The organism is Burkholderia sp. E168m15, assembly GCF_016586105.1.
Classification (GTDB): domain Bacteria; phylum Pseudomonadota; class Gammaproteobacteria; order Burkholderiales; family Burkholderiaceae; genus Burkholderia; species Burkholderia orbicola.
Genome location: NZ_BCPO01000059.1, coordinates 19,186 through 31,077, shown reverse-complemented (window position 1 = coordinate 31,077; position 11,892 = coordinate 19,186). Strand labels below are relative to the sequence as shown.

The window sequence follows — 11,892 nt, the reverse complement described above, 5'->3', positions numbered from 1 at the left end:
GGGGCAGTCAGTATAGCGGCGTTACGTGTCGGCGCGCGGCGACGGGTAAAAAAGGCGATTGATCAGCGTGCGTACCATCGGCGCGAGCTCGCCGGCGGTGAGCCCGGCCGGGCCGGTGCCGTTCGCGGTCAGCGTGTCGGCCGCGAGACCGTGCAGGTAGACGCCGGCCAGCGCGGCTTCGTACGGCGCGACCCGCTGCGCGAGCAGCGCGCCGATCAGGCCGCCGAGCACGTCGCCGGTGCCGCCCGTGGCGAGCGCCGCGTTGCCGGTCGGGTTGATCGTCACGCGGCCGTCGGGCGCCGCAATCACCGTGCCCGAGCCTTTCAGTACGACGATGGCCGCGTAACGTGCGGCGAGCGCTTGTGCGGCGGCGACGCGATCGCGCTGCACCGAGGCCGTGTCGCCGCCGAGCAGGCGCGCGGCTTCGAGCGGATGCGGCGTCAGCACGCACGGATTGCCGCGCGCGCCGCGCGTGGCGACGGCGGCCGCGAGGTCCGCGTGCGTCGCGACGAGGTTCAGCGCGTCGGCGTCGAGCAGCGTCGCGATGTCGTGCGCGAGTACGTCGCGCACCAGCGTCGCCGCGGCTTCGCGTGTGCCGAGCCCGCAACCGGCCGCGATCGCGGTCATCGCGCCGAGGTCGAGCGTGTCGGCCGGATGCAGCATCAGTTCGGGGAAGGGCGGATCGTACGGCGGCGCGCCTGCGCCGAGGAAGCCGACGTGCACCTTGCCGGCGCCCGCGAACAGCGCGGCGCGGGCGGCGAGGATCGGCGCGCCGCACATGCCGGTATCGCCGCCGAGCACCGCGAGGCTGCCGTACGTGCCCTTGTGGGACGCGAAGGCGCGCACGGGCAGCGCCGCGGCGAACCGCGCGGGCGCATTCAGCACGATGGCCGGCGCGGCGGGTGGCGTGACGTCGAGCGACGCGACGTGGATCTCGCCGGCGAGATCGCGGCCATCGCCCGTGTAGAGGCCGGGCTTCGCGCCGATGAAGGTGAGCGTGTGGGTGGCCGCGACGGCGACGCCCGCGCCGACGATCCGGCCCGTGTCGCTGTCGAGCCCGCTCGGCACGTCGAGCGCCAGCACGCGGCCGCCGCCGCGCGCATGGGCGGCGATGCGTGCGGCCTGCTCGGCGAACGCGCCGTCGAGCGCGCGGCCGAGACCGATGCCGAACAGCCCGTCGACGACCCACGCGTAACCATCCAGCGACGCGGGCGGGGTAGCCGACAGCGGCACGCCGGCCGAGCGCGCGAGACCGAGCGCCCATTGCGCGTCGTCCGGCTTGACCGGTACCGGCATCCACGCATGCGTCGCGACGCCGAGTTGCTGGAGCTGCGCGGCGGCGACCAGTGCGTCGCCGCCGTTGTTGCCGGGGCCGACCGCGAACCAGACGGGGCGATCGTCGCCGGCGACGCGCTCGGACAGCCAGCGCGCGGCGGCGGCGCCGGCGCGGCCCATCAGCGTGTGCGGCGGCAGCGCGGCGGTTGCGTCGGCTTCGGTCGCGCGCAGGTCGGCGACGCGCAAGAGCGCGATCGGATCGGAATCGGGAAGCGGGTGGGTAACGGTCATCGCGGGATCGTGGCGGCTGGCAAGGATGCCGCCACGAGTCGGCCCCGCGGCGGTCAGGTCGTGAAGCGGCCGGCGCTCAGCGCGGCGAGCGTGTCGGCGGGCCAGTGCTGGACGTTGCCGCCCAGATAGTCGGTCACCACTTTAGCAGACCCGCACGCGAGGCCCCAGCCGGCCGGGCCATGGCCGAAATTGACGAACACGCGTGGATGCGGGGTCGGACCCACGACGGGCAGGCCGTCCGGCGACAGCAGTTGCATGCCTTGCCACGACAGCGCGGCCGAAATCTTCGCGGCGCCGGGCACCCAGTCGTGGACGGCCTGGCCGAGCAGCGCGAGCGCGGCCTCGGACAGCGGCTCGGCGAGCGGCTTCGCGGTATCGGCGAGGCTCTGCAGCACGGCGCCGCCGCCGATACGCAACCGCTGGTGGGTACGCGTGATCGAGATGCGCTTGATCGCATCGACGACGCTCAGGTGCGGTGCGTGTTCTTCGTACGCGACCGGCGCGGTGAGCGTATGGGTGCGGACCGGATGCAGCGGCAAGCGCCAGCCGAGCCGTTCGAGCAGCGGGAGGCTGCCCGCGCCGGCGGCGACCACGATCGCGTCGGCGGACATCACGTCGACCTCGCGCGCCTTCGCCGTGTTCCGGTTGCCCGGCGGCACGAGCTCGACCGCCGCGCGGCCGTTGTCGATGCGGATCGCGGTGACGTCCGCGCCGAAGCGGAACTGCACGCCGTGCTCGTCGAGCGTCTGCTTGACCAGTTTCGCGAACAGCGGGCAGTTGCCGGTGCGCTCGGTTTCGAGCAGCACGCCGCCGGCAAAGCCGGGCTCCGCCGGCACCGACGGTTCGAGCGCCGCGCATTCGTCGGCGGTGAGCGTGCGGTACGGCTGGTCGAGCGTGCGCAGCAGGTCGAGCGCGGGCTGCAGCGCGTCCCAGTCGCGCGGATCGCGCACCACGTGCAGGATGCCGGGTTTCTGCTCGAATTCGAGCTCGAGGCGCGCCTCGATATCGGCGAGCGTGTCGCGCGACACGTCGATCAGCGGGCGCAGCCGCGCGTACTGCGCGGCGAACACGTCGGGCTCGCGCAGCGTGCCGAGCTGCTTGACGAAGCGGCGCACGCCGCCGTTGAAGCCCGGCTTGTAGACGATGCCGCTGTCGCGCGGCTGGCGCTGGCGCATGAACGTCGGGCCGAACCAGACGTCGAGCGGGCTCGGCAGCAGCGCGCCGCCGTCGCCGTAGGTCGCGCCTTGCGCGACGGTCGCGTGGCGTTCGACCACGCACACGCGATGGCCGGCCGCGCGCAGCTGGTAGGCGGTGGCGACGCCGCTGATTCCGCCGCCGATGACGATGACATCCATGGATTGCTTCGATGACGGGCGGCGCGCACGCCGCCCGGTGAGAATTCGCTGAGGGCCCGGGCCCGGTGAACCCGGAATGATAGCGCCAAAAGTGCGCGAGCCGGCGCCGGCCGAGCATGGGTCGTGCGGTTGCGCGACGGCGGCCGGCGTGCGACCCGCGCAGGCCGGTCCGGCGGCCGGCCGTGCGCGCCCCGCGCCCGGGCACCGGTGCGGTGCAGGCGGACTACCGATCGGCCGGTCTTGGGCGGCCGACTTCCGGGTATAATTACGGCCTTCCTTTCGCCCCACGTCGCCACCTCGCGCGACTCATCGACGTCAGTCCAGCCCATGGCTCACTTCTCGTGTTTTCCCGGCGCTTCGGCCCTCTCCGATTTCCGTCAAACCCGTCTGCTCGACACGCTCAGGCAAATCGACGCCAACATCGTCGCGGTGCGCGGCCAGTTCCTGCACTTCGTCAATGCGGCCGAGCCGCTGTCGGTCGACGACAGCGCGCGCATCGATGCGCTGATGCACTACGGCGAGCCGTTCCAGCCGGCGGGCGAGAAGGGCGCGACCGAGACCTTCGTCGTGCTGCCGCGCTTCGGCACGGTCTCGCCGTGGGCGAGCAAGGCAACCGACATCGCGCAGCACTGCGGTCTCACGCAGGTGCGCCGCATCGAGCGCGGCGTCGAATTCACGGTCACGCTGAAGTCGGGCCTGCTCGGCGGCAAGAAGGCGCTGTCGGACGACGCGCGCGCGGCCGTCGCGGCTGCACTGCATGACCGGATGACCGAAAGCGTGGTCGCGGCGCGCGACGACGCGAAGCACCTGTTCGACGAACTGCCGGCCAAGCCGCTCGCGAGCGTAGACGTGCTGGGCGTCGGCCGCGGCGCGCTGGAGCGCGCGAACGCCGAGCTGGGCCTCGCGCTCGCCGACGACGAGATCGACTACCTGGTCGACGCGTTCCGCAAGCTCGAACGCAACCCGACCGACGTCGAACTGATGATGTTCGCGCAGGCGAACAGCGAACACTGCCGCCACAAGATCTTCAACGCGCAGTGGACGATCGACGGCGAAGCACAGGACATGTCGCTGTTCGCGATGATCCGCAACACCGAGAAGCTGAGCCCGCAGGGCACCATCGTCGCGTATTCGGACAACTCGTCGATCATGGTCGGCGCCGAAGCCGAGCGCTGGTTCCCGCGCAAGGCCGGTGCGGCCGGCGAGCCGGGTGAGCGCTACGACCGCCACACCGAGCTCACGCACACGCTGATGAAGGTGGAGACGCACAACCACCCGACGGCGATCTCGCCGTTCCCGGGGGCGGCGACCGGCGCGGGCGGCGAAATCCGCGACGAAGGCGCGACGGGCCGCGGCGCGCGTCCGAAGGCCGGCCTCACGGGCTTCACCGTGTCGAACCTCGACCTGCCCGACGCCCGCCAGCCGTGGGAAAACGCGCGCGACGCCGCGCAGCCGGTGGCCGAGCGCAACCCGAACGAGCAGCACGGCCCGTACGGCCGTCCGGACCGCATCGCGTCGCCGCTGCAGATCATGATCGACGGCCCGCTCGGCGGCGCCGCGTTCAACAACGAATTCGGCCGCCCGAACCTCGGCGGCTATTTCCGTGTGTACGAGCAGAACGTCGGCGGCACGGTGCACGGCTATCACAAGCCGATCATGATCGCGGGCGGCCTCGGCAACATCGCGGATCAGCACACGCACAAGCACGACGTGCCGGCCGGCTCGCTGCTGATCCAGATTGGCGGCCCCGGCATGCGGATCGGCATGGGCGGCGGCGCCGCGAGCTCGATGGCGACCGGCGCGAACACGGCCGAACTCGACTTCGACTCGGTGCAGCGCGGCAACCCGGAAATCGAGCGTCGCGCGCAGGAAGTGATCAACGGCTGCTGGCAGCTCGGCGCGGAAAACCCGATCCTGAGCATCCACGACGTCGGCGCGGGCGGCCTGTCGAACGCATTCCCCGAAATCGTCGACGGCGCGGGCAAGGGCGCGCGCTTCGAATTGCGCAAGGTCGCGCTCGAGGAATCGGGCCTGTCGCCGCGCGAAATCTGGTCGAACGAGGCACAGGAGCGCTACGTGCTGGCGATCGCGCCGGCCGACCTGCCGCGCTTCGAGGCGATCTGCGCGCGCGAGCGCTGCCCGTTCGCGGTGGTCGGTGTCGCGACCGACGAACGCCAGTTGAAGCTCGTCGACGACGAAGCGACGGGCGCCGACGAATACCCGGTCGACATGCCGATGGAAGTGCTGCTCGGCAAGCCGCCGCGCATGCACCGCGACGTCACGCGCGTCGCGACCGAGCGAGCGCCGGTCGACGTGACGGGCATCGCGCTGTCGGCCGTCGCGCTCGACGTGCTGAAGCACCCGACGGTCGGCAGCAAGTCGTTCCTGATCACGATCGGCGACCGTTCGGTCGGCGGTACGTCGGTGCGCGACCAGATGGTCGGCCCGTGGCAGGTGCCGGTGGCCGACTGCGCGATCACCGCGCTCGACTACGCGGGCTTCAAGGGTGAGGCGATGACGATGGCCGAGCGCACGCCGCTCGCCGTGATCGATGCGCCGGCATCGGGCCGCATGGCCGTCGGCGAAGCGATCACGAACATCGCGAGCGCGCCGATCGCGTCGCTCGACAAGCTGAAGCTGTCGGCGAACTGGATGGCCGCGTGCGGCACGGCCGGCGAGGACGCCGCGCTGTTCGACACGGTCAAGGCGATCGGCATGGAGCTGTGCCCGGCGCTCGGGATCGGCATCCCGGTCGGCAAGGACTCGCTGTCGATGAAGACGAAGTGGGACGAGCAGGGCGTCGCGAAGGAAGTCGTGTCGCCGGTGTCGCTGATCATCTCCGCGTTCGCGCCGGTCGAGGACGTGCGCCGTCATCTCACGCCGCAACTGCGCCGCGTCGCCGACGCGGGCGACACCGTGCTGATCGCGATCGATCTCGGCCGCGGCAAGAACCGGATGGGTGGCAGCATCTTCGCGCAGGTCACGCAGCAGGTCGGCGACACGACGCCGGACGTCGACGACGCGGAAGACCTGAAGCGCTTCTTCAACGCGATCCAGTCGCTCAATGCGCAGGACAAGCTGCTCGCGTACCACGACCGCTCGGACGGCGGCCTGTGGGCGACGGTGTGCGAAATGGCGTTCGCGGGCCATGCGGGCGTGTCGCTGAACGTCGACATGCTGACGCTCGACCCGAACCACGAATCCGACTACGGCGACGCGAAGGACTGGGCGAAGCAGACGAGCGGCCTGCGCGACGACCGCACGCTGCGCGCGCTGTTCTCCGAAGAGCTCGGCGCTGTCGTGCAGGTGCGCGCATCCGACCGCGATGCGGTGCTCGGCGCGCTGCGCGAATTCGGTCTGTCGACGTGTTCGCACGTGATCGGCTCGGTCAACGATCGCGACGTGATCGAGGTGTACCGCGACGCGAAGAAGATCTTCGATGCGCCGCGTGCCGAACTCCATCGCGCATGGAGCGAAGTGAGCTGGCGCATCGCGCGCCTGCGCGACAACCCGGCCTGCGCGGATGCCGAATACGACGCGCTGCTCGACGCGGCCGATCCGGGCCTCTCGCCGGTGCTCACGTTCGACCCGGCCGACGACATCGCCGCGCCGTTCATCGCGACGGGCGCGCGGCCGCGCGTCGCGATCCTGCGCGAGCAGGGCGTGAACTCGCATCTGGAAACCGCGTACGCGTTCGATCGCGCAGGCTTCGATGCGCACGACGTGCACATGAGCGACCTGCTCGCCGGCCGCGCGACGCTGGCCGATTTCGCGGGTGCGGTCGCGTGCGGTGGCTTCTCGTACGGCGACGTGCTGGGCGCGGGCGAAGGCTGGGCGAAGACGATCCGTTTCAACGCGAACCTTGCCGACATGTTCTCGGCGTTCTTCGCGCGTCCCGATACGTTCGCCCTCGGTATCTGCAACGGCTGCCAGATGCTGTCGAGCATCGCGTCGATGATCCCGGGCGCGGAAGCGTGGCCGAAGTTCACGCGTAACAAGTCCGAGCAGTTCGAGGCGCGCTTCTCGTTCGTCGAGGTGGAGAAGTCGCCGTCGATCTTCTTCGCGGGGATGGAAGGCTCGCGGATTCCGGTCGCGGTCGCGCACGGCGAAGGCTACGCGGACTTCTCGCAGCAGGGCGACATCGATCGCGTCGCGGTCGCGATGCGCTACGTCGACCACCGCGGCGAAGCGACCGAACGCTATCCGTTCAACCCGAACGGGTCGCCGGCCGGCATCACGTCGGTCACGACGGCCGACGGCCGCTTCTCGGTGCTGATGCCGCACATGGAGCGTGTGCATCGTACGGTCACGATGAGCTGGCACCCGGAAGGCTGGGGTGAAGCGAGCCCGTGGCTGCGCGTGTTCCGCAACGCGCGCCGCTGGATCGGCTGATCGGATGATGTTCGACCCGAACGCGCCGGTCGAGGTCGTCACGCTGCGTGACGAACGGGCGAGCGAGGCCGATGCGATCGGCCGCGTGATCCGGGCGGCGTTCGCGGGCGAGCCGCAGGGCGGCGAGTTCGAACAGCGCATCGTCGACACGCTGCGCACGGACGGGGCGCTGAGCGTATCGCTCGTCGCGGAGCGCGACGGGCGTATCGTCGGGCACGTCGCGTTCTCGCCCGTCGCGATCGGCGGCGAGCCGGCCGGCAGCCAGCAGTGGTACGGGCTGGCACCGCTCGCGGTGCGGCCCGATTGCCAGCGGCAAAGCATCGGCGCGGGGCTCGTGCGCACGGGGCTCGACGCGTTGCGGCGGCTCGGCGCGCGTGGCTGCGTGGTGCTGGGCGAGCCCGCGTATTACACGCGTTTCGGGTTCGAACCGCACGGCGACATCGTGTTTCCAGGCGTGCCGCCCGAGTATTTCCTCGCGCTGCCGTTCGACGAATCGGCGCCGCTGCCGGCGGGCGACGTGCGTTATCACGACGTGTTCTATCCCGCCGCGTAGCGAACGCCGCAGGCGGGTAACACCTGGTATGGGAAAGCCGCTCTTCGGAGCGGTTTTTTATTGCGCGTCGGCCACGCACCATCGCGTCGCGCTACATCTGTTTCGTGCACGCCAAAAGAAAAAGCCGCTCCGAAGAGCGGCTTTTCGATGCGCGTATGACGCGCGCCGGCGTTACTGGATCTTCGCCTGCTGACGCAGACCTTCCTCGAACGCCTGCAGCTTCTGCTGCACGAGCTGCTGCGCGATCTGCGCCTTCACCTGGTCGAACGGCGGCGGCGCGATGTCGCGGATGTCGTCGACGCGGATGATGTGCCAGCCGAACTGCGTCTTCACCGGCGCGTCGGTCATCTGGCCTTTCTGCAGCTTCTGCGCGGCTGCCGCGAATTCCGGCACGTACGCCTTCGGGTCCGACCAGTCGAGATCGCCGCCGTTCTTGCCCGAACCCGGGTCCTTCGAGTATTGCTTCGCGAGGTCCTCGAACTTCGCGCCGCCCTTGATCTTCGCGATCAGGTCCTTCGCCTGCTGCTCGTTGTCGACGAGGATGTGGTGCAGGTGGTACTCGCGGTTGCCGCCCACGCCCTTGACGAGTTCGTCATAGCGCGCCTTCACTTCGGCATCGGTCGGCTGGTTCTTCTTCAGGAAGCTCTCGATCATCGAGCGCAGCACGACGGTCTGCTGCGCGACGGCGACTTGCGCCTTCACGTCCGGACGATTCGGGATGCCTTCGCGGATCGCTTCCTGCATCAGGATTTCGCGGTTCACCAGTTCCTGGCGCACGGCCTGCTGCAGTTGCGGGCCGTCGGTCTGGCCTTGCTGGACGAGCTGCGCGACCATCGCGTCGGCGCGCGACTTCGGAATCGGCGTGCCGTTGACGACGGCGATGTTCTGGGCGAATGCCGGTGCCGCTGCAAAAGCAGCCGCCGCGACCCACAGGCGGGGGGATTTCAGGATCATCGGGAATTCCTAATGAGACTAGATTGAAGATTCGTTGAATTCTTCGGGCGTGTAAGCCACGATCGCGAGCGCGTGAATGCCGCGCTGCATCGCATCAGCGAGCGCATCATACACCAGCCGGTGCCGCGCGACGCGCGGCTTGCCCGCGAACGCGGACGAGACGATCGTGACCGTGAAATGGCCGCCGGAGGCCGCGCCCGCATGGCCCGCGTGCTGCGCGCTGTCGTCGCGCACGGTGAGCGACAGCGGCGCGAGCGACGCGGTGAGGCGCGCTTCGATCAGCGCGATGCGTTCGTCGGCGGAGGCGTGGAGAAAGGCGTCGCTCATGTCATTCGTCCTTCAGGTACTTCGTGAGCCACAGGCTCTGCAGGATGATGAACACGACCATCGCGCCCGTCGTACCGAACAGCTTGAAGTTCACCCATTGCGATTCGGTGAAGTTGTGCACCACGTACAGGTTCGCGACGCCGAGCACCGCGAAGAACAGCGCCCAGGCGACGTTCAGCTTGTCCCACACGGGCACGGGCAGCGTGAGCTGCTTGCCCATCATCTTCTCGATCAGGTTCTTGCCGAACGCATAGCGTGCGGCGAGCAGCCCGATCGCAAACAGCCAGTACAACACAGTCGGTTTCCATTGAATGAATTTCTCGTCATGCAGGACGAGGGTGGCGCCACCGAACACGACGATCACGCCGAGGCTGACCCACAGCATCGTGTCGACCTTCCGGTGCCGGAAGGCGACCCAGGCGACCTGGGCCAGCGTCGCGACGATCGCGACGGCGGTGGCGGTGAAGATGCCCCAGACCTTGAAGGCGACAAAAAACAGGATGATCGGAAACAGATCGAACAGGAATTTCATGGCGCTCGCAGCTGCGTGACGGGCCGCTGGCGCGGCCCGTCACCGTTGTAGGGACCCGCCAGGCATCGCCGTCGCGGATCGGGGGCGGGCCGCCCCGGGCTGGCTGCCTCGGCGATCCGCCCGGCGCCGCTCATTCGTTTTCGGGTCGGGACTCGAAGTTTAACGCAGCCGAATTGATGCAGTACCGCAAACCGGTCTTGTCGCGCGGGCCGTCCTCGAACACGTGGCCCAGATGCGCGCCGCAATTGTTGCAGCGCACTTCGACGCGCACCATCCCGTGCGAGTAGTCGACCTTCTCGTCAATCACCTCGCCGTTGAGCGGCTTGAAGTAGCTGGGCCACCCGCAGCCGGAGTGGAACTTGGCGCCGGATTCGAACAGCGGCGTGCTGCAGACGACGCACTTGTAGATGCCGGCGTCCTCGGTGTCGGTGTATTCGCCGGTGAACGCGCGCTCGGTCGCCGCGTGCTGCGTGACCTCGTACTGCATCGGCGTGAGCCGGCGGCGCAGTTCGGCGTCGTCCTTCTGGTACGGGAAGGTCTTGTCGTCGGAATCGTGGGACATGGGGGTTCTCCTGATCGGTCGGTCGAGATGCGCGGGTTGCGGGCTCAGGACGAGCAGCTCACTTCGAGCGAGCCGGCCCAGTCGGGCGGCAACGCCGCGTACGCTTCATGCTCCGGTTGTTCGTCGAACGGACGGCGCAGGATCTGCGCGAGCCGCTCGACTTCCGAAAAATCCTTTTCCTTCGCGCGCCGGATCGCGACTTCGGCCAGATGGTTGCGAAGCACGTATTTGGGGTTCGCGCGGTTCATTGCAACCGCGCGCGCCGCGTCGTCGCGCGTTTCCTCGGACAGCCGCGCGCGGTAGAGGTTCGCCCAGGCGTCGAATGCTTCACGGTCGATGAAGAGGTCGCGCACGGGTGCGTCGCGGCTCGCGTCGTGCTTCGAGATCTGCGCGAGCCGGCGGAACGTCAGCGTGAAATCCGCGTGGCTCGCATGCATCGTCTCGAGCAGCTTGTTCGCGAGTTCGGCGTCGCCCTCGCGTTCGAGTTCGAGGCCGAGTTTCGCGCGCATCGCGCGTTCGAGCGCGGGGCCGAAGCGCTCCGGAAACTTCGCGAGCACGGCCTGTGCGTCGTCCACCGCGCGCTCGGCGCGCGCATCGTCGTCGGCGATGCCGTGCTGCAGCCCGATCAGCGGCAGCAGCGCCTGCGCGAGGCAGTAGCAGTTCCAGTGCGCGATGCGCGGCTGCATCCGGTACGCATAGCGGCCGCTGGTGTCCGAGTGGTTGCAGATGTGGTTCGCATCGAACGCATCGACGAAGCCGAACGGACCGTAGTCGATCGTCACGCCGAGAATCGACATGTTGTCGGTGTTCATCACGCCGTGGCAGAAGCCGACGGCCTGCCATTGCGCGACGAGGTCGGCCGTGCGCAACGTCGCCGCTTCGAGCAGCGCGAGGTACGGATCGTCCGCGTCGCGGCAGGCCGGATAGAAGCGGTCGATCACGTGGTCGGCAAGCTGGCGCAGCAGGTCGGGGCGATCGTTCGAAAAGAAGTGCTCGAAGTGGCCGAAGCGCACGAAGCTTTCCGACACGCGGGTGACGACGGCCGCCGTCTCGATCTCCTCGCGCACCACCGGCTGGTCGGAGCCGATCACCGTCAGCGCGCGCGTGGTCGGGATGCCGAGGTGATGCATCGCTTCCGAGCACAGGAATTCGCGGATCGACGAGCGCAGCACCGCGCGGCCGTCGCCCATGCGCGAATACGGCGTGCGGCCGCCGCCCTTGAGCTGCAGTTCGTAGCGCCGGCCGTCGGTGCCGGGCAGTTCGCCGATCGTCAGCGCGCGGCCGTCGCCGAGCTGGCCGGCCCACACGCCGAACTGATGGCCGGAGTAGACCGACGCGTACGGCATCGCGTGCGCGGGCCAGTCGCGCGTCGGGTTGCCGGCGAACAGCTCGGCGAAACCCGGCTGCGCGGCGATCGAGGGCGGCAGGTCGAGCAGTTGCGCGACGTCGTCGGAAAAGCCGACGACGTACGGCGCGGCGAGCGGCGCGGCCGGCAGCCGCGTATGAAACGCGTCGCCGAGCGTGACGAACGCGCGTTCGGCGGGCGCGCCGAGCGTCGCGGCGAGGTCGGGCAGGGTGTCAGCCGCATCGGCTGCGCTTCGGGAAAACGACATATTGAGCGCCTCTGGGTAAGCCGATATTGTAAGGCGGC

The 11,892-nt window shown here is 69.4% G+C and carries 9 protein-coding genes; 2 read left to right on the top strand and 7 right to left on the bottom strand.

Going from position 1 to position 11,892, the window contains the following annotated elements; translation table 11 throughout:
- Positions 1-21 precede the first annotated feature (21 nt).
- Both JMF86_RS09390 and JMF86_RS09385 read right to left on the bottom strand, forming a co-directional pair.
- On the bottom strand, positions 22-1,566 hold the full coding sequence (locus JMF86_RS09390; protein WP_011549615.1) for an NAD(P)H-hydrate dehydratase: 1,545 nt from the start codon (positions 1,564-1,566) through the stop codon (positions 22-24).
- Positions 1,567-1,619: 53 nt separating this feature from the next.
- Positions 1,620-2,921 carry an FAD-dependent oxidoreductase gene (locus tag JMF86_RS09385; RefSeq protein WP_011549616.1) on the bottom strand — a complete coding sequence of 434 codons (1,302 nt, stop codon included), beginning with the start codon at positions 2,919-2,921 and terminating at the stop codon, positions 1,620-1,622.
- Between the two features lie 327 nt (positions 2,922-3,248).
- On the opposite strand from JMF86_RS09385, the gene purL reads away from it, so the two are divergent.
- A complete protein-coding gene (purL, locus tag JMF86_RS09380) occupies positions 3,249-7,313 on the top strand; it encodes a phosphoribosylformylglycinamidine synthase (protein WP_011549617.1) in 4,065 nt (1,354 codons plus the stop codon).
- Between the two features lie 4 nt (positions 7,314-7,317).
- On the top strand, positions 7,318-7,866 hold the full coding sequence (locus tag JMF86_RS09375; protein ID WP_011694305.1) for a GNAT family N-acetyltransferase: 549 nt from the start codon (positions 7,318-7,320) through the stop codon (positions 7,864-7,866).
- Between the two features lie 171 nt (positions 7,867-8,037).
- On the opposite strand, the gene JMF86_RS09370 is transcribed toward JMF86_RS09375, so the two are convergent.
- The 5 genes from JMF86_RS09370 to JMF86_RS09350 form a co-directional block, all read right to left on the bottom strand.
- Positions 8,038-8,820, bottom strand: coding sequence for a peptidylprolyl isomerase (locus JMF86_RS09370; RefSeq protein ID WP_011549619.1), 783 nt, complete (start codon positions 8,818-8,820; stop codon positions 8,038-8,040).
- Between the two features lie 18 nt (positions 8,821-8,838).
- Positions 8,839-9,147 (bottom strand): BolA family transcriptional regulator, encoded by a 309-nt coding sequence (locus JMF86_RS09365; RefSeq protein WP_006478588.1) that lies wholly within the window; start codon positions 9,145-9,147, stop codon positions 8,839-8,841.
- Between the two features lies 1 nt (position 9,148).
- Entirely contained in the window at positions 9,149-9,679 is a 531-nt protein-coding gene (locus JMF86_RS09360) for a septation protein A (RefSeq protein WP_006478589.1), read from the bottom strand.
- A gap of 130 nt (positions 9,680-9,809) precedes the next feature.
- On the bottom strand, positions 9,810-10,241 hold the full coding sequence (gene msrB / locus JMF86_RS09355) for a peptide-methionine (R)-S-oxide reductase MsrB (protein WP_011549620.1): 432 nt from the start codon (positions 10,239-10,241) through the stop codon (positions 9,810-9,812).
- A gap of 44 nt (positions 10,242-10,285) precedes the next feature.
- On the bottom strand, positions 10,286-11,854 hold the full coding sequence (locus JMF86_RS09350) for a YdiU family protein (RefSeq protein WP_011549621.1): 1,569 nt from the start codon (positions 11,852-11,854) through the stop codon (positions 10,286-10,288).
- Positions 11,855-11,892: the final 38 nt, after the last annotated feature.